The 17,801-nt window shown below is 59.0% G+C and carries 18 protein-coding genes; 9 read left to right on the top strand and 9 right to left on the bottom strand.

Annotated elements, in window-relative coordinates:
* Window positions 1–3: 3 nt before the first annotated feature.
* The gene (nirD, locus tag C1N60_RS01345) at window positions 4–330 is read right to left on the bottom strand and encodes a nitrite reductase small subunit NirD (protein ID WP_021507431.1); all 327 of its coding nucleotides are present in this window, start codon (window positions 328–330) and stop codon (window positions 4–6) included.
* Complete coding sequence (gene nirB / locus C1N60_RS01350) at window positions 327–2,867, bottom strand: nitrite reductase large subunit NirB (protein ID WP_394521304.1); 2,541 nt, start codon at window positions 2,865–2,867, stop codon at window positions 327–329. The genes nirD and nirB overlap by 4 nt, the downstream gene beginning before the upstream one ends.
* 235 nt (window positions 2,868–3,102) lie before the next feature.
* Between nirB and C1N60_RS01355 the strand changes: the two genes are divergently transcribed.
* Entirely contained in the window at window positions 3,103–4,386 is a 1,284-nt protein-coding gene (locus C1N60_RS01355; RefSeq protein WP_394517031.1) for a cytosine deaminase, read from the top strand.
* 48 nt (window positions 4,387–4,434) lie between these two features.
* Here the strand turns inward: C1N60_RS01355 and tsgA are convergent, their stop codons facing one another.
* On the bottom strand, window positions 4,435–5,613 hold the full coding sequence (gene tsgA, locus C1N60_RS01360; protein WP_021507434.1) for an MFS transporter TsgA: 1,179 nt from the start codon (window positions 5,611–5,613) through the stop codon (window positions 4,435–4,437).
* Between the two features lie 261 nt (window positions 5,614–5,874).
* On the opposite strand from tsgA, the gene ppiA reads away from it, so the two are divergent.
* The 5 genes from ppiA to C1N60_RS01385 all read left to right on the top strand — a co-directional run bounded on the left by ppiA (window position 5,875) and on the right by C1N60_RS01385 (window position 9,223).
* Window positions 5,875–6,447: a peptidylprolyl isomerase A gene (gene ppiA / locus C1N60_RS01365; RefSeq protein ID WP_021507435.1), complete on the top strand. Its 573-nt coding sequence runs from the start codon at window positions 5,875–5,877 to the stop codon at window positions 6,445–6,447.
* 100 nt (window positions 6,448–6,547) lie between these two features.
* A complete protein-coding gene (locus C1N60_RS01370) occupies window positions 6,548–6,718 on the top strand; it encodes a YhfG family protein (protein WP_021507436.1) in 171 nt (56 codons plus the stop codon).
* Window positions 6,708–7,301, top strand: a complete 594-nt coding sequence (locus tag C1N60_RS01375) for a putative adenosine monophosphate-protein transferase Fic (protein ID WP_021313655.1) — start codon at window positions 6,708–6,710, stop codon at window positions 7,299–7,301. The genes C1N60_RS01370 and C1N60_RS01375 overlap by 11 nt, the downstream gene beginning before the upstream one ends.
* 41 nt (window positions 7,302–7,342) lie before the next feature.
* A complete protein-coding gene (locus tag C1N60_RS01380) occupies window positions 7,343–7,918 on the top strand; it encodes an aminodeoxychorismate synthase component II (RefSeq protein WP_394521305.1) in 576 nt (191 codons plus the stop codon).
* A gap of 87 nt (window positions 7,919–8,005) precedes the next feature.
* The gene (locus C1N60_RS01385) at window positions 8,006–9,223 is read left to right on the top strand and encodes a bifunctional acetylornithine/succinyldiaminopimelate transaminase (protein WP_059012478.1); all 1,218 of its coding nucleotides are present in this window, start codon (window positions 8,006–8,008) and stop codon (window positions 9,221–9,223) included.
* Here the strand turns inward: C1N60_RS01385 and C1N60_RS01390 are convergent.
* Both C1N60_RS01390 and crp read right to left on the bottom strand, forming a co-directional pair.
* Window positions 9,220–11,295 carry a YccS/YhfK family putative transporter gene (locus C1N60_RS01390; protein WP_021507439.1) on the bottom strand — a complete coding sequence of 692 codons (2,076 nt, stop codon included), beginning with the start codon at window positions 11,293–11,295 and terminating at the stop codon, window positions 9,220–9,222. The genes C1N60_RS01385 and C1N60_RS01390 overlap by 4 nt on opposite strands.
* Before the next feature lie 58 nt (window positions 11,296–11,353).
* Window positions 11,354–11,986, bottom strand: coding sequence for a cAMP-activated global transcriptional regulator CRP (gene crp, locus C1N60_RS01395; protein WP_000242755.1), 633 nt, complete (start codon window positions 11,984–11,986; stop codon window positions 11,354–11,356).
* Window positions 11,987–12,290: 304 nt separating this feature from the next.
* Between crp and C1N60_RS01400 the strand changes: the two genes are divergently transcribed.
* The gene (locus tag C1N60_RS01400; RefSeq protein ID WP_021507440.1) at window positions 12,291–12,695 is read left to right on the top strand and encodes an OsmC family protein; all 405 of its coding nucleotides are present in this window, start codon (window positions 12,291–12,293) and stop codon (window positions 12,693–12,695) included.
* A gap of 70 nt (window positions 12,696–12,765) precedes the next feature.
* Here the strand turns inward: C1N60_RS01400 and C1N60_RS01405 are convergent, their stop codons facing one another.
* From C1N60_RS01405 to C1N60_RS01415, 3 genes are all read right to left on the bottom strand, one after another.
* Window positions 12,766–13,635 (bottom strand): phosphoribulokinase, encoded by an 870-nt coding sequence (locus C1N60_RS01405; protein ID WP_058780169.1) that lies wholly within the window; start codon window positions 13,633–13,635, stop codon window positions 12,766–12,768.
* Window positions 13,636–13,696: 61 nt separating this feature from the next.
* Complete coding sequence (locus C1N60_RS01410) at window positions 13,697–13,915, bottom strand: YheU family protein (RefSeq protein WP_021507442.1); 219 nt, start codon at window positions 13,913–13,915, stop codon at window positions 13,697–13,699.
* 2 nt (window positions 13,916–13,917) lie between these two features.
* Window positions 13,918–14,934 carry a hydrolase gene (locus C1N60_RS01415; protein WP_058759291.1) on the bottom strand — a complete coding sequence of 339 codons (1,017 nt, stop codon included), beginning with the start codon at window positions 14,932–14,934 and terminating at the stop codon, window positions 13,918–13,920.
* A 60-nt stretch (window positions 14,935–14,994) separates the two neighbouring features.
* Here C1N60_RS01415 and C1N60_RS01420 point away from each other — a divergent pair, with 60 nt between their 5' ends.
* Window positions 14,995–15,597 (top strand): LysE family translocator, encoded by a 603-nt coding sequence (locus C1N60_RS01420; protein ID WP_031279689.1) that lies wholly within the window; start codon window positions 14,995–14,997, stop codon window positions 15,595–15,597.
* A gap of 1 nt (window position 15,598) precedes the next feature.
* Here C1N60_RS01420 and C1N60_RS01425 read toward each other — a convergent pair whose 3' ends face one another.
* Window positions 15,599–16,579 carry a LacI family DNA-binding transcriptional regulator gene (locus C1N60_RS01425; protein ID WP_283341948.1) on the bottom strand — a complete coding sequence of 327 codons (981 nt, stop codon included), beginning with the start codon at window positions 16,577–16,579 and terminating at the stop codon, window positions 15,599–15,601.
* 235 nt (window positions 16,580–16,814) lie between these two features.
* On the opposite strand from C1N60_RS01425, the gene tauA reads away from it, so the two are divergent.
* Window positions 16,815–17,795 (top strand): taurine ABC transporter substrate-binding protein, encoded by a 981-nt coding sequence (gene tauA / locus C1N60_RS01430; protein WP_040679688.1) that lies wholly within the window; start codon window positions 16,815–16,817, stop codon window positions 17,793–17,795.
* Window positions 17,796–17,801: the final 6 nt, after the last annotated feature.

Genomic DNA, 17,801 nt, shown 5'->3' on the forward strand with positions numbered 1-17,801 from the left:
CTGTCAGGCGCAGACTTCGACCTGGCCGTTGCTGACGCGCACCGCATAGCTCGCCACCGAGCGGCTTTCATCTTCCAGACAAACGCCATCACTCAGGCGAAAACGCTGTTTTTTCAGTGGGCTGGCGACCCACAGCGTGTGCTGGTGTTCGGCGATCAGGCCGCGCGATAACACGCTGGCCTCAGCAAACGGGTCGATGTTGCTCAGAGCGTACAGCTGCGCATCGTCGCGCGGGCGAAAGATGGCGATCTGCTGGCCGTTAACCAGCGCGCACACGCCGGTAGCGGGCAGGATTTGTGTGAGTTCACACACGGTGTACCACTGGCTCATGCGTCAGCCTCCTCGATCAGGGTAATAGCGATGCGCTCCGCCGGACGCGCCGGGCGATGCTGCTCGCGTTCACTGACGTGCTGCACCAGCGGGTCGCGCTGCGGGCTGTTAATAAACGTGGCGAAGTGCGCCTGCTGCTGCGGGTCGTTAACCGTGGCGGTCCATTCACAGCGGACGTCAGCGCGCAGACGCGTCAGCTCCTGCTCCAGCTGCGCGTTAAGGCCGAGCCGGTCGTCGATAATCACGCTGCGCAGATAGTCGATGCCGCCGTCCATGCTCTCCAGCCACAGCGAAGTGCGCTGCAGCCGGTCGCCGGTGCGGATGTAAAACATCATGAAGCGGTCGAGATACTGCAGCAGCGTGTCGCGGTCGAGGTCAGCCGCCAGCAGATCGGCGTGGCGCGGTTTCATGCCGCCGTTGCCGCACACGTACAGGTTCCAGCCTTTTTCGGTGGCGATGACGCCGACATCTTTGCCCTGCGCTTCGGCGCATTCACGGGTACAGCCAGAGACGCCAAACTTCATCTTGTGCGGCGTGCGGATGCCTTTGTAGCGGTTTTCCAGCTCAATGCCGAAGCCGAGGCTGTCGCCAACGCCATAGCGGCACCAGCTGCTGCCGACGCAGGTTTTCGCCATGCGCAGCGCTTTGGCGTAAGCCTGTCCGGTTTCAAAGCCGGCGGCAATCAGCTGTGACCAGATGGCCGGCAGGTCGTCGCGCTGCGCCCCAAACAGGCCGATGCGCTGTGAGCCGGTGATTTTGGTGTAAAGGTTGTACTGCCGCGCCACTTCGCCCAGCGTCATCAGCCCCTGCGGCGTGATTTCACCGCCGGCGGTGCGCGGAATCACCGAGTAGGTACCATCTTTCTGGATATTGCCGAGATAGAGATCGTTGCTGTCCTGCAGCGGCGTGTGCTGCGGCTTGAGGATGTATTCGTTCCAGCAGGAGGCCAGCAGCGATCCGACGGTCGGTTTACACACTTCACAGCCGTAACCCTGGCCATATTTCGCCAGCAGCGCGTCAAACGACTTGATCTCCTCCACGCGGATCAGGTGATACAGCTCCTGGCGCGAATAGGCGAAATGCTCGCACAGGTGATGATTGACTTCGATGCCCTGACGGCTCAGCTCAGCGTTCAGCACCTGCGTAATCAACGGGATGCAGCCGCCGCAGCCGGTACCGGCGCGGGTTTCGGCTTTCAGCGCCGCCACGGTGTGGCAACCCGCCTGCACCGCGTTAACGATATCGCCTTTGCTGACGTCAAAGCAGGAGCAGATTTGCGCGCTGTCCGGCAGCGAATCGACGCCCAGCGCCGGTTTTTCGCCGCTGCCCGCCGGCAGAATCAGCAGCGCCGGGTTTTCCGGTAAGGCGATGCGATTGAGCGCCAGCTGCAGCAGATTGCCGTAGTCGCTGGTGTCGCCCACCAGCACCGCGCCGAGCAGAGTTTTGTTGTCTTCGCTGGCGATCAGGCGCTTATACACGTGCTGCTGTTCATCGAGCCAGATGTAACTGCGCGCGCCCGGCGTGCGGCCATGCGCATCGCCAATGCCGCCGACGTCCACGCCCAGCAGCTTGAGTTTGGCGCTCATATCGGCACCGGCAAAGACGCTGTCACGCCCGACCAGCGCATCGCTGGCGACCTGCGCCATTTTGTAGCCCGGCGCCACCAGACCATAAATCCGATCCTGCCAGGCGGCGCATTCCCCAATCGCGTAGATCGCCGCATCGCTGGTCTGGCAGCGATCGTTGATGGCAACGCCACCGCGCTGGCCGAGCGCCAGGCCGCACTGTTGCGCCAGCTTATCCTGCGGACGAATGCCGGTGGAGAAGACGATGAAGTCGACGTCGAGCGCGCTGCCATCGGCGAACGCCAGCGTTTTACCGCCCTTAGCGTGATGCACAATCTGCCGGGTATTTTTGCCGGTATGGACCTGCACGCCCATCTGTTCGATCTTACGCCGCAGCTGTTCGCCGCCCTGTGTATCCAGCTGTTCCGCCATCAGCACCGGCGCAAACTCAATCACGTGCGTTTCAATGCCGAGATTTTTCAGCGCGCCCGCCGCTTCCAGTCCGAGCAGACCGCCGCCAATCACCGCACCGCGTTTGCTGCGGCGCGCGCAGGCTTCAATGGCGTTGAGATCTTCGATGGTGCGATAGACAAAGCAGTCGCTGCCCTCCGCGCCGGCGATCGGCGGGATCCACGGATAAGAACCGGTGGCCAGAATCAGCGTATCGTAATGCACCGCACGACCGGTGTTGGAGTGAATCAGCTTTTCCTCACGGTTGAGGGTAATGGCGCGCTCGCCGAGCAGCAGATTGACCTGATGCTTTTCGTAGTAGCCTTCGCGCACCAGTGAGAGTTCTTCGGCGGTGTGGTGGGAAAAGTAGGCGGAGAGATGGACGCGGTCATAGGCGACGCGGGGCTCTTCACAGAAAACGGTTATCGCGAACTGCTCAGGGGCGGCTTTGTCGATCAGTTCTTCGATAAAGCGGTGGCCAACCATGCCGTTGCCAATAATAACGACACTGTGCTTGCTCATGCTTGCCTCAAAATTTGCGGGATCTGCGCCTACCTTAGCGCGCTGTTTCTGGCGCTTATTGACGTACATCAACTGCGGCTTTATATACCCATTTAGAGGTATGTTGCTGATTTTACGCGTTTTTATCTAAGTCTTTTATTTGGTTGAAAATTACCCAATGGCGGCAGAAAAGTTGCCAGCGGCGCGGCCGTTTTTCGTGCTAGCTTAAGATGTTGCGTTTTCAGCGGAGAAGGATATGACCCAGCAAGCGTTTAAGTGGATAAACAACCTGCGCCTGGCAGGCCAACCGGGTTTATGGCAGATCGAAATTCGCCACGGCAACATCAGCGCCATTATTCCGCAGCCGCCGCACGCGGCCGCCCAGCCGGATGCGCTGGATGCCGCCGGTGGCCTGGCGAGCGCGCCGTTTATCGAGCCGCATATTCATCTCGACACCACGCAAACCGCTGGCGAACCGGCGTGGAATCAGTCCGGCACGCTGTTTGAAGGCATTGAGCGCTGGGCTGAACGCAAGGCACTGCTCAGCCATGAGGATGTGAAGCAGCGCGCGCGGCAGACGCTGAAGTGGCAAATTGCCAACGGCATTCAGCACGTGCGTACCCACGTGGATGTGTCCGATCCCACGCTGACCGCCTTAACCGCGATGCTGGAGGTGAAAGCGGAGATGGCGCCGTGGATCGATATCCAGATCGTGGCCTTTCCGCAGGAAGGTATTCTTTCTTATCCCAACGGCGAAGCGCTGCTGGAAGAGGCGCTGCGCCTCGGTGCCGACGTCGTGGGCGCGATCCCGCATTATGAATTTACCCGCGAATATGGCGTCGAATCACTGCACAAGGCGTTTGCGCTGGCGCAGCGCTATGACCGGCTGGTGGACGTGCACTGTGACGAGATTGATGATGAGCAGTCGCGCTTTGTCGAGACCGTGGCGGCGCTGGCGCACCGCGAAGGCATGGGCGTCCGCGTCACCGCCAGCCACACCACGGCGATGCATTCGTACAATAACGCCTATACCTCACGGCTGTTCCGCCTGCTGAAGCTGTCGCAGATTAACTTTGTCGCCAATCCGCTGGTGAATATTCATCTGCAGGGACGCTTTGACAGCTACCCGAAACGGCGCGGCGTGACGCGGGTGAAAGAGCTGCTGGAGGCGGGTATCAACGTCTGCTTCGGCCATGATGATGTGTTCGATCCCTGGTATCCGCTCGGCACCGCCAGCATGCTGCAGGTGCTGCACATGGGGCTGCACGTCTGTCAGCTGATGGGCTATGAGCAGATCGACAGCGGTCTGCAACTCATCACGCACAACAGTGCCAAAACCATGCAGCTGGCGGATTATGGCGTGCAGGTAGGCAACGCGGCCAGCCTGATTATTTTGCCTGCTGATAACGGGTTCGATGCGCTGCGCCGTCAGGTGCCGGTGCGCTATTCGCTGCGTAAGGGCGTGCTGGTGGCGGCCACACAGCCGGCAAGCAGTGAAATTTATCTCGGTGCTAGCGAAGCGGTGACGTTCCGGCGTTAAGGGAGCGGGAAGGGGAATAGCGGCGCGAGGCTTCGCGCCGCTCGGGGATCAGGCAGTCTGGTGAGCGTGCTGGCGATGTTTGGTGACAAAGCCGAGCAGCACACACATCACAAACACCACCGCGTACAGCGCGTTCGCGGTGGACAGCGCCGCGTGGGCACCGCCTTTGGCCACGATCGGGCCGGTGACCACGAAGGTCAGCATGGTGCCGACGGTGCCGCAGGTGAGGATGAAGTTCACCAGCTTCGGCGATGACGCTTTGGTCTGCAGCGAGCCCAGCGTGATGATGGTGGTGTAAATGGCGCTGGAGAAGAAGCCAAGCGACATAATGATCCAGTGCAGCATGCTGGCATCGGTGGTTTTCACGAACCAGAACATCAGGCCGGTGGCCAGCAGCGCCAGCACCACCAGAATGCGTTGCAGGTCGAAGAAGCGCAGCAGGAAGCTGAACGCCCACATGCCGACCATATAGGCGGTCCAGAAGTTACCGACCAGCTGACCGGCGGCGGCGATATCCATGCCCATCGATTTGGTGGCGTATTCCGGCACCCAGGAGATGAAGCCGAGCTGGCCGAGGATGTAGCACAGTGCCGCGATCGACAGGAACAGCACGCCGATGCCCCACTTCTCTTTTTCGCCGCCCTGCACCGCGGCTTCGCTCTTCAGTACCGGGAACTCGACCATCAGCGTCAGGATGAAGATCGCCACGTAGATCACGCCAATGCAGGCGTAAACCCAGTACCACGGCAGCGCGCGCGCCAGCAGAATGCCCGCGATAATCGGGAAGATGGTGCCGGCCATGCTAAAGAACGAGTCGGTAAACAGCAGACGGGAACCGCGCTGGCGACCATCGTACAGATGGGTAATCAGGAAGGTGCCGATCGACATGGTGATACCGCTGACCACGCCGAGCACGAACATGCACAGCGAGAACACCGTGAGGTTATGGCTGGTCATCAGCCCGGCCACGGCGAGGATCATCAGCACAAAGCCAAAGATCAGCTGGCGCTTGAGTGGCACAATCACCATCAGCCAGGCGTTCAGGAACACCGCCGCCAGAATACCGGCGTTAAGGAAAGTGAAGGTGTTGCTCATCTCGGAGATGGGCAGCTGGAAATACTGGGCAATATTATCCAGCACCATACCGGTAACGATCACCAGTGCGCCGGTGAGCGCATAGGAGAAAAAGCTGATCCAGGTAAGGCCAATGCGATTACGGTTTGTCATGTTCTGAACCTGTGATGCGCCGACGTGGCAAAAAGTGTCATGAATTGTAAATGGATCTGTGATCGTAATAAACAAGCAGTGAAACGTGCGAGAAATATTTCATTAATAGTGTGATTTTCGTCACGCAAATGATTGCGCGACGGGAAAAGTATGACGATAGCAACATCAGCGTAAATATAGGTAAAACGCTGGCTCTTGTATTACATGCTCTTTACAATCAATCTCGTTTTTGAGCTTGCTCTCCAAGGTAAGGAATCTTTCATGCTTAAACGTACTTTGACAGCGGCGGTTGCCCTGTTAGCGCTCTCTTCTGTATCTGCTTCGGCTCTGGCGGCGAAAGGGGATACGCACGTGCTGCTCACCACCTCTGCGGGCAATATCGAACTTGAACTGGATAATCAGAAAGCCCCGGTTTCAGTAAAAAACTTTGTGGATTACGTGAATAACGGCTTCTACAACAACACCATTTTCCATCGTGTGATCCCGGGTTTCATGATTCAGGGCGGCGGCTTCACGGCGGATATGCAGCAGAAGCAGACCAACGCGCCGATCAAAAACGAAGCGGATAACGGCCTGCGCAACCTGCGTGGCACCATTTCTATGGCGCGTACCGCTGAGAAAGACAGTGCCACCAGCCAGTTCTTCCTGAACGTGGCGGACAACGCTTTTCTTGACCACGGCCAGCGCGACTTCGGCTATGCGGTGTTTGGTAAAGTAGTGAAAGGCATGGATGTGATCGACAAGATCGCCCAGGTGCCGACCAAAGATGTCGGGCCATACCAGAATGTGCCGTCAAAACCGATTGTTATCACTTCCGCGAAAGTCCTGCCGTAATCCCTCTGCGCGCCACCCCTGGGTGGCGCCGTCTGCCGCGCTCCGGCAAAGCTGAAATTTGCTCTTATACTTAGGGCACATCCTGCTTGCCGGAGGCGCTATGAGCAGCAAACTCACCGAAAAACAGAAAATCACGTTGTGGCAGCAAACCCGTGCGGCCAATTATCAGGCCAGCTGCAAACTGGCCGGTTATACGCTGAATGAACCAGCCGTCGAGAGCGCCCAGGCGGACGATCGTCTGGCATCGCTGAGGAGGCAATATGGCGGATAACAGCCTGGCGGTGCGCGATCCCTATTTGTGGCACAACGATGACGTGCTGAAAAACCTGCTGGAAATTCACGACGTGGCGCAGCTGCGTAAAGCCGAGCTGGCATTCAGCGCGGCGCGGCTGGCCACGCTGGCGCTCGGACCGGCCACGCCTGGCCTGCCGCACCTGCGCCACATTCACCGCACGCTGTTTCAGGATATCTACAGCTGGGCCGGCGAACTGCGTACCATCGACATCTGGCGCGACGACACGCCCTATTGCCACTGCGAGTATATCGAGAACGAGGGCAATGCGCTGATGAGCGCACTGGAGGAGGAAGAGGGCCTGTGCGACCTCGACCCGCAGACCTTCGTGGCACGCATCGCGCATTACTACTGTGAAATCTATGTTCTGCATCCGTTCCGTGCCGGTAACGGGCGGGCACAGCGCATCTTTTTCGAACAGCTGGCGCTGCACGCGGGCTATCTGCTGAACTGGGATACGCTGGAGCCTGAAAGCTGGCACCAGGCCATCGTCGCCGGCGTTGGCGGCGATCTCGCGCCGCTCAATGCGCAGTTTGCGAAAGTGGTGAGTCCGGCGCGTTAAAATGCGTAGAATAGCGGCGGTTTTACTGGCCTGAGGGCATTATGCTGCTGCTAATTGATAACTACGACTCCTTTACCTGGAATCTCTACCAGTACTTCTGTGAACTGGGCGCGCAGGTGCGTGTGGTGCGCAACGATGCAATGACGCTGGAAGAGATGACGGCGCTGCCGCTGAGCCATCTGGTGATCTCGCCGGGCCCCTGCACGCCGGATCAGTCCGGCATCTCGCTGGCAGCGATCCGCCACTTTGCCGGACGGCTGCCGATTCTTGGTGTCTGTCTTGGCCATCAGGCGATTGCGCAGGCCTACGGTGCGCAGGTGGTGCGCGCGCGCCAGGTGATGCACGGCAAAACCTCTGCGGTGCAGCACACCGGCCAGGGCGTATTCCGCAACCTGAATAATCCGCTGACCGTCACGCGCTATCACTCGCTGATTGTGGTGCGCGACACGCTGCCGCCGGAGTTTGAAGTCACCGCCTGGAGCCTGCGCGATGGCGTTGCCGATGAGATCATGGGCTTCCGCCATCGTACGCTGCCACTGGAGGGCGTGCAGTTCCATCCGGAGAGCATTCTCAGTGAGCAGGGACATCAGCTGCTGGCGAATTTCCTCAATACGTAACTTCCGTTTGCCATTGCATGATTTTTTATGCATATTTTGTGATTATAATTTCACATCAGCTCAACAAATAACCCGATGAGGTCATCAATGGCAGCGGAAAATCTAGCGGTAAGCCGGGAAACGTTCGATAACGTTATTTTGCCTGTTTATGCACCTGCGCAGTTTGTGCCGGTCAAAGGCAAAGGCAGCCGCGTGTGGGATCAGCAGGGCAAAGAGTATATCGACTTCTCCGGTGGTATCGCGGTCACCGCGCTTGGCCATTGTCATCCGGCGCTGGTGGAAACGCTGAAAAGCCAGGGCGAAACCCTGTGGCACACCAGTAACGTGTTCACCAATGAGCCGGCACTGCGCCTCGCCAGTAAACTGATCGCGGCGACCTTCGCCGAGCGGGTATTCTTCGGTAACTCCGGTGCCGAAGCGAACGAAGCGGCGTTCAAACTGGCGCGCTACTACGCCTGCAAAAAGCACAGCCCGTTCAAAAGCAAAATTATCGCTTTCCACAACGCCTTCCACGGCCGCACGCTGTTCACCGTCTCGGTGGGCGGTCAGCCGAAATACTCCGATGGCTTTGGCCCGAAGCCGGCGGATATCGTCCATGTGCCGTTTAACGATCTGGCCGCGGTGAAGGCGGTAATTGACGACCACACCTGCGCGATTGTGGTGGAGCCGATTCAGGGGGAAGGCGGCGTGATGCCGGCAACGCCGGAATTCATGCAGGGATTGCGTGCGCTGTGCGATCAGCACAACGCGCTGCTGGTGCTGGATGAAGTGCAGAGCGGCATGGGCCGCAGCGGTAAGCTGTTTGCTTACGAACACTATGGTATCAAGCCAGATATCATCACCACCGCTAAAGCGCTGGGCGGCGGTTTCCCGGTGAGCGCGATGCTGACCACCCATGAAATCGCCTCGGTGATGGCGCCGGGCGTGCACGGCACCACCTACGGCGGCAACCCGCTGGCCTGTGCGATTGCCGAAACCGCGCTGGATATCATCAATACGCCCGAGGTACTGAATGGTGTCGACGCGCGCCGTGAGCAGTTTGTCTCGGCGCTGCAGAAAATCAATGAGCAGTTCGACATCTTCAGTGAAATTCGGGGCAAAGGGCTGCTGCTGGGTGCCGTACTCAACGCGCAGCACGCCAGCAAAGCGCGCGATATCCTCAACGCTTCCGCCGCTGAAGGCCTGATGGTACTGACCGCCGGCAGCGATGTGATTCGCTTTGTGCCGTCGCTGGTGATTGAGCCGACCGATATCGCAGAAGGCATGGCGCGCTTTGCCCGGGCGATCGCGAAAGTCCTGAACTAACCTTTCGGCTTCAGCACGCTGAGCCAGCGGCCGTGATGCGGGCGCTGGCTCCACGCCAGTGAAGAAATGGTGTGCATCACATTGAGGTGCTGCAGAATGCGCTTCACATGCTGTTCGACAATCGTCACCGGCCCCTCATTCAGATTCTCCGGCGCTTCCAGAATATTGCTGTCGTTGCCCGGCCCGTCGTAAGCCAGCCGCTGCTGACAGCGCTGCAGCGCGATTTCACAGGACTGCAAATAGCGCTCCGCCAGCTTTGGCGTCAGCATGGTGTGCTCGCGCGCCAGAATGGTCATGGCGTTGATGTGCTCGACGATAAACTGGCTGTGAGTCACCCACAGGCGCATATCTTTCAGATACTGAAAGTTAAAGCCCGGTTCGGTGGACGCCTGGTTGAGCGAGTTAAACAGCGCGTTGTGCGCCTGGTTAACCTTGACGCGCTGATACGCCAGCTTCTCCGGCGCCTGCTCCGGACCGAGCAGCAGGCGCAGCGCCTCCTGATAAGCCTCCAGCGCATCGTGCGCATTATTGCGCAGCAGCCCGCTCTGCCACTGCGGCCATAGCCAGATCATACCGGCGAAGGCAATCAGGCAGCCCATCAGCGTATCCATCATGCGTGGCAGCAGGAACTGCGCGCCATTCAGTGACAGCAGCTGCAGCGAATACACCGCCGTCACCGTAAAGCCAATCATCGACCAGCCATAATATTTACGCGTGATCAGATAGCTGGCGAGCGTGATGACCAGCATGGTCAGCAGGGCAATCGACTCCGGAACAGCAAAGCGCAGCGACGCCGCGGCGATCAGCAAGCCGGCGAAGGTGCCGAGCGCCCGGTGCTGAATGCGCACGCGCGTGGCGCTGTAGCCGTTCTGGCTGACAAACATGATGGTCATCAGAATCCAGTAAGGCTTGGGAATATTGAAGAACAGCGCCAGCGCGCTGCCGAACATTAGCATCACCGCGAAGCGCGCCGCCGTCCGCAGCGCGGCAGATTTCAGCGACAGGTAGCTGCGCAGCGCCGGCAGCAGCGGCAGGCGGCGCTGGCGATCGGCCATCAGGTCGCGGGTGTACAGTGGCTTCTGCGTGCGCAGCACGCGGGCGATGCGGCTGAAATGGTAGAGGCAGAAATTACCGACCGGATTATCCGGGTGCTGCCGGGCAATTTTCTCCAGCGCGCCGAGCGGCTTCTCCATGTGGAAGCGTTCCGGCAGCTGGTGATAGAGAATGGCATCGGCCAGCACGCGCAGCCGTGCCGAAATGATTTTCGCGTTCCAGCGGATCACCGCCTCGGCGTGGCTCTGCTCCACCAGCTTTTGCACCTCTTCCGGCTGGTGCAGGCTGACCGAGATATGTTCCTGCAGATCGAGCGCGACCTGGAAAGCGCGCGTCAGGCGTTTATGGCTGTTATCACGGCTGGCGGACAGCATATGCATCTGCTGGTAGCAGGTGGTGATCAGATCGACCGCTTTCTGCTGGCGCGCCAGTAGCGGCGGCAGCGCTTTTTCCGGATCGGTCAGCTGCGTCAGCAGGGTGTATTTGGCGTCGCAGTAATCGGCCAGCTCGCGGTACAGCAGGCTGAGGGTCTCGCGCATCGGCTGCTCTTTCCACAGCCAGAACCAGAACCAGTTAAACAGCCCGTACCACAGCGTCCCGCCGATATACAGCAGCGGCGGGACCCACATCGGCATACGGCCGACGAGGCTTAAGGTAAAGATGGCGGCGATCAGCGTGCCGGGCAGCAAACGACCATGCAGCGGGCTGATTTCACCGGTCACGCCCACCAACAGCGGCAACACCAGCAGAATCAGCGGCAGCGGCACAGCGTAAGCCGTGAGGTACTGAATCAGAAAACTGCCGCTGGCGAACAGTGCGCCGCCGACAATCAGCCGTTTGAAGAACCGCTTGTGTGGCGTATCCAGACCGGCGATGTTGCAGCAGGCCGGCACCAGGGAGAACAGCAGCCCTTTTTGCAGATCGCCAAACAGCCAGCCGAGCGCCACAGGCAGGCACAGCACCAGCGTTTGCCGCAGCGCATAGTTAACTTCCGGATGATAGATGATTCGACGCCACATCAGCTCATCGTAAACAGAAACGGCGCGATGTTGCCATCACGCCGTAGGTGAGAAGAAATCAGCGGGTGCCGTAAACGACGATGGTTTTGCCGTGTGCAGAGATCAGGTTCTGATCTTCCAGCATTTTCAGGATACGACCCACGGTTTCGCGTGAGCAGCCCACGATCTGACCAATCTCCTGACGGGTGATTTTGATCTGCATACCGTCCGGGTGGGTCATGGCATCAGGCTGTTTCGCCAGGTTGAGCAGCGTTTGCGCGATACGGCCGGTCACATCGAGGAAGGCAAGGTTGCCGACTTTTTCAGATGTTACCTGCAGGCGACGCGCCATCTGCGCCGACAGGCGCATTAAAATATCCGGATTGACCTGAATCAGCTGACGGAATTTTTTGTAGGAAATTTCAGCCACTTCGCAGGCGGTTTTCGCACGTACCCAGGCGCTACGCTCCTGGCCCTCTTCAAACAGGCCGAGCTCACCGATGAAATCCCCCTGATTGAGGTAGGAGAGTATCATCTCTTTGCCTTCTTCATCTTTAATCAGTACCGCGACGGAACCTTTCACGATGTAGTACAGCGTTTCCGCTTTCTCACCCTGATGGATGAGGGTGCTTTTGGATGGATATTTGTGAATATGGCAATGGGACAGGAACCATTCGAGTGTAGGGTCTGTTTGCGGTTTGCCGAGAACCATTCGCTATTATCCTCTGTTGTAATCGTGCCCAAAATACAGGGGGCAGTTTTCCCTGTCAGGCGGTGAAATCGTCCAGCGTTTCCCGTGAGGGACAGTTATTCGGGGGTGGATTCGTAAGCGATGCTTTTGATTCGTCCCGCTTTCGTCTTTCGTGACGAAAATATTTTCAGCACTGTTTGTAGCATAGCTTTTGCAACCTGTCTCCTGTTGTCTCGCTTCAGCAGGTGGGGGATGCGTCTGCATTGCTGTTTGTCAGGTGAAAGCGTACTCTGGCGGCAAAACCGCCGCTTCAGGAGAAAGAATAATGCAGGCACGAGTGAAATGGGTGGAAGGGCTGACCTTTCTCGGAGAATCCTCATCCGGTCATCAGGTATTAATGGACGGCAATTCCGGTGATAAAGCGCCCAGCCCGATGGAGATGGTGTTGATGGCTGCGGGCGGCTGCAGCGCGATTGACGTGGTGTCGATTCTGCAAAAGGGGCGCAACGATGTCGCCGATTGTGAAGTCAAACTGACCTCGGAACGCCGCGAAGAAGCGCCACGCATTTTTACGCATATCAATCTGCATTTTATTGTCAGCGGCAAAGCGCTGAGCGATAAAGCGGTGGCGCGCGCGGTGGATCTGTCCGCGGAGAAGTACTGCTCGGTCGCGATCATGCTGGGCAAGGGCGTCGAGATAACGCACAGCTACGAAGTGGTGGAGCTGTAATCCAGCCGGGAGCGCGGCCCTGCGCTCCCGATCTCAGTTCCTCCCGGCGAAACTGGCGCGTTAGCCTGCGCTATTCAATACGTTTTCCTTCAATCAACCGCTGCACCAGCGGCGTCATGATCAACTCCATCGCCAGTCCCATCTTGCCGCCCGGCACCACCAGCGTATTCATGTGGGAAATAAACGAGCCCTGGATCATCGCCAGTAAATAAGGAAAAGCGATGCCCTCCAGGCCGCGAAAATGGATCACCACAAAGCTCTCATCCAGCGACGGAATCTCACGCGCGGCAAACGGGTTCGAGGTATCCACGGTCGGCACGCGCTGGAAGTTGAGGTGCGTGCGGGAAAACTGCGGCGTGATGTAGTTGATGTAATCTTCCATCGAACGCACCACCGAATCCATCACCGCTTCGCGCGAATGGCCGCGCTCGCTGGTGTCGCGCACCAGTTTCTGAATCCACTCCAGATTAACAATCGGTACCACGCCAACCAGCAGATCGACGTGTTCAGCCACGTTATGTTGCTGCGTCACCACGCCGCCGTGCAGGCCTTCATAGAACAGCACATCGGTGTTTTCCGGCAGCGGCTGCCAGGGCGTAAACGTGCCCGGCACCTGATTCCACGGCACCGCTTCATCGTAGGTGTGCAGATATTTGCGCGACTGGCCGAGTCCGCTCTGGCCATAGTCGCGGAAAGTCTGCTCCAGCAGGCCGAAGTCGTTGGCTTCCGGGCCAAAGTAGCTGATGTGACGCCCGAGGTCGCGCGCCTTACGAATCGCCATGTCCATTTCCGGACGGGTATAGCGATGGAAACTGTCGCCTTCTATTTCCGCCGCGTGCAGATCCAGCTGCTGGAAAATTTTACGGAAGGCGAGACTGGTGGTGGTGGTTCCGGCGCCGCTGGAACCGGTAACGGCTATGACTGGATGCCTGGCTGACATAACAGCGCTCCCTGTGAAGTCCGGCGATGAGCATTGTTACCACGAATTGCCGCCTGACGCATCAGCCGCGAAATTCCCGCCGCGGCATAATATTGACCGATTCATGCAATTCTGACCACACCAGTACCACTTCGCCCTGCTCAAGCTGGCGGCGCACGTCGGCCACTTTCTGCGTCAGGCTGCGCTCCTGCTCGCCATAATCGGTGCCTTCACGCAGCACAAAACTTTCTATCAGGTTTTCCAGCGTTGTCGGGTCGAGTTCTTGCCAGGGAATAATCACAGTTACATATCCAGATAAGTTGAGAGCCAGTCCGGCACGCGCTGCTCCAGCCACATTTTGGGTCGCAGCAGGCTGCCGCCCACGAAGCCGACGTGACCGCCTTGCTGCGTCAGCTGATACTCAATTGTGGCAGACAACTGCTGCGGCTGCGGGATCACCGCATCGGTCATGAAGGGATCGTCTTTAGCATGGATGATCAGCAGCGGCTTGCGCACGCCGGTCAGCAATGGCATGGCGCTGGCGCGCTGATAATAGTCGCGCGCATCAATAAACCCGTGGGCGCGGGCGGTAATCGCATCATCAAACTCACGCAGCCGGCGGAAGGCGCGCAGCTGCGTCAGATCGACCGGCAGCGTGCCCGGCCAGGCGCGCAGTTTGCGCGTGGCGTTTTTCTTCAGCTGGGTCAGCAGGTAGTGCTGATAAAAGCGTGAAAAGCCCACGTCCAGCTTCTGGCTGCACGGCTCCAGCGCCAGCGGCGCGGAAATGGCGACCGCGGCATCCAGCGGGGCCGACGTGCCCTGCAGCCCCAGCAGACAGGCCAGCATATTGCCGCCGAGCGAAACGCCGACCGCGGCAGTCGGCACCGTGCCCCATTCGCGCTGCAGCCAGTGCAGAAAATAGGTCGCATCTTCAGTTTCACCGGAGTGATAGATGCGCTGCAGACGGTTAGGCTCGCCGCTGCAGCCGCGGAAGTGCATGATCACCGCCAGCCAGCCGCGCGCCTGACACGCCTGCATCAGCCCATGGGCATACGGGCTGCGGAAACTGCCTTCCAGCCCGTGGAACAGCACCATGCGCGGCTTGTGACGTGCCTGTGCCGGATCTTCGCTCCACGCCAGATCGACGAAGTCGCCGTCTGGCAGATCGAGGCGCTGCCAGTGCGGGCGCAGCGTGACGCGCCGGCGCAGCAGGCGCGGCAGCAGCGTTTGCAGATGCGCATTGCCGAAGCCGCGCAGCGGGGTAAAGCGCTCGCCGCTCGGGCGATCAAAATAGCCTGGGATAGTACTTGTCTGATGCATAACTCGCTGATAGCTTCGATGGGTTGTTCGCTTTTCTGGGTGAGGAGCACCCGAATATACATGGAACTGAGTCTTTTTTTATCAATGCTGGGCTTTCTCTGGGTCGCGGCCATCACGCCAGGGCCCAATAATATGTTACTTACCGCCTCAGGTGCTAATTTTGGCTTCCTGCGCACCTTTCCACTGCTGATTGGTATCATGATTGGCATGCAGGTGATGTTGCTGATGGTGGCGTTTGGCATCGGCAGCCTGATTCTGCTCTATCCCTCACTGCATCTGGTACTGAAAGTGGCCGGTAGCCTCTACCTGCTGTGGCTGGCGTGGAAAATTGCCACCGCCGAATACGAAACGCTGGAGACCGACGATGCCAGCGTGAAGCAGATGCCTTTCTGGCAGGGCGGGTTACTGCAACTGATCAACCCGAAAGCGTGGCTGATGGCGCTGGGTGCGGTCGCCAGCTTTAGCCTTGCCGGCAGCGCCTATCTGCATTCCGTGGTGGCGATCAGCATCGGCATGGCGCTGGTGAACGTGGTTTCCGGCGTGATCTGGATGGGTTTCGGCTCGCTGATTGGCCGCCTGCTGCGCAGCCCGCGCGCGTGGAAAATCTTCAACCTCGCCATGGGTGCGCTGACCGCAGCCTGCGTGCTGTTGATCTGGCACTGAGTCAGCTGGAGGCGCGCTCAATGCGCGTCCACGGCAGCACTTCATGCACCACTGCCGCCTGGCGCTGACGGATGCGCGCCAGCAGCAGCTGCACGCTGCGCGCACCCATCTGGTTCATCGGCTGGGCAATGGTGGTCAGCGGCGGGTTGATGCTGCTGGTAAACGGAATGCCGTCAAAACCGACCACCGCCAGATCCTCTGGCACGCGCAGTCCGGCCTCCAGAGCAGCGTGAATCACGCCAACCGCCAGCACGTCCGATACCGCAAACACCGCATCCGGCCGCTCTGGCTGCGTTAGCAGTTCGCGCAGCGCCGCGCTGCCCGCTTCGCAGGAGATGTCGCTGGCGTAAGCGACGCCGTGCCAGTCAAGCCCCAGCTGCGTGATGGCCTCGCGATAGCCGCTTTCGCGCTGGTGCGAATAGAGATAGCGCATATCACAGTTGACCAGCGCAATGCGCTGACGCCCTTTGCCGGCCAGATAATGCACCGTGTCATAGGCCGCCTGACGGTTATCGATGGTGACGCTGGAGGCGTTCACCGAGGGATCGTACTCCGCACACTGCACCCACGGCGCATCACCAATCAACTCTTTCAGTCCCTGCAGACAGGCCGCGGCGTCCATGGTGATCACCCCATCTACCACTTTGCCGGCCAGCAGCGCCAGATAGGCGGTTTCGCGCCGCAGCTGTGACGCGGAATTACATAACAGGATGTGATAGCCATGCGCTTCGGCCTCCGCCTCGATGCCCTGCACCACCCGTGAACAGAACGGATTGGTGATATCGGAAATCAGCACCAGCAACATGTTGCTTTGCGCGGTACGCAGCTGGCGCGCCAGCAGGTTGGGCTGGTATTCGCACACATTAATTGCGGCCAGCACCCGTTTACGCGTATCTGGCCGGACGCCAGGATGCTGGTTTAACACCCGTGAAACCGTGGCTTTCGACACGCCCGCGAGGCGCGCAACTTTCTCAATCGACATGGAGGCCAGTACCGCTGTAAAAGGGGGAAAAAATCAAGACGAGATCAATACCACAGTCGGCATGTGAGCGCCTGACATATTTCTTCCGCACCAGCGGTTTTGTATTTGCACTTTTTGCATAGCGTTACCCGATGTTGATCTAAGAACCGATTTTTATTAGGGATAATTTTTAATTCCTTTATGAAATCATTGCTGCTGGCGACACTGCCGTCACGACTCAACATTGGGGTGCATGATGATGGCAGTAACCAAAACAATAAGCGCGGTAGCAGCCGCGTTAGCGCTGATGACCTTTCAGGCGCAGGCGGTCAATGTGACCGTGGCTTATCAGACGTCGGCGGAACCGGCCAAAGTGGCGCAGGCTGACAATACCTTTGCCAAAGAGAGCGGTGCCACGGTTGACTGGCGCAAATTCGACAGCGGCGCCAGCGTCCTGCGCGCGTTAGCCTCGGGCGATGTGCAAATTGGCAACATCGGTTCCAGCCCGCTGGCGGTGGCCGCCACGCAGCAGCTGCCGATTGAAGCTTTCCTGCTGGCTTCACAGCTGGGCAATTCTGAAGCGCTGGTGGTGAAAAAAGGCATCAGCTCGCCCAAAGATTTGATCGGCAAACGCATTGCTGTTCCCTTCATCTCCACCACCCATTACAGCCTGCTGGCCGCGCTGAAACACTGGGGCATCAAACCCACCCAGGTGCAACTGGTCAATCTGCAGCCGCCAGCGATCATTGCTGCCTGGCAGCGCGGTGATATTGACGGCGCTTACGTCTGGGCGCCCGCCGTCAATGAACTGGAGAAAGACGGCAAGGTGCTGACCGACTCGTCGCAGGTCGGGCAGTGGGGCTCACCGACGCTCGACGTCTGGGTGGTGCGCAAGGATTTTGCCCGGCAGCATCCTGAAGTGGTCACCGCTTTTGCCCGTAGCGCGATTGCCGCGCAGCAGGCCTATATCGCCAACCCGGAACAGTGGCTGCAGCAGCCGGATAACCTTAGCAAGCTGTCGCGCCTGAGCGGCGTGCCGGAAAGTGACGTCCCCGGACTGGTGAAAGGCAATACCTACCTGACGGCGCAGCAGCAGGTGGAACAGCTGGGCAAGCCGGTCAACAAGGCGATTGTCGATACCGCACAGTTTCTGAAAGAGCAGGGCAAAGTGCCGGATGCCGCCAGTGACTACAGCAGCTTTGTCACCACGCGCTTTGTTGCCCCCTTAGCCAAATAACGGAGG

The sequence above is a fragment of the Pantoea sp. SGAir0184 genome (assembly GCF_043544755.1).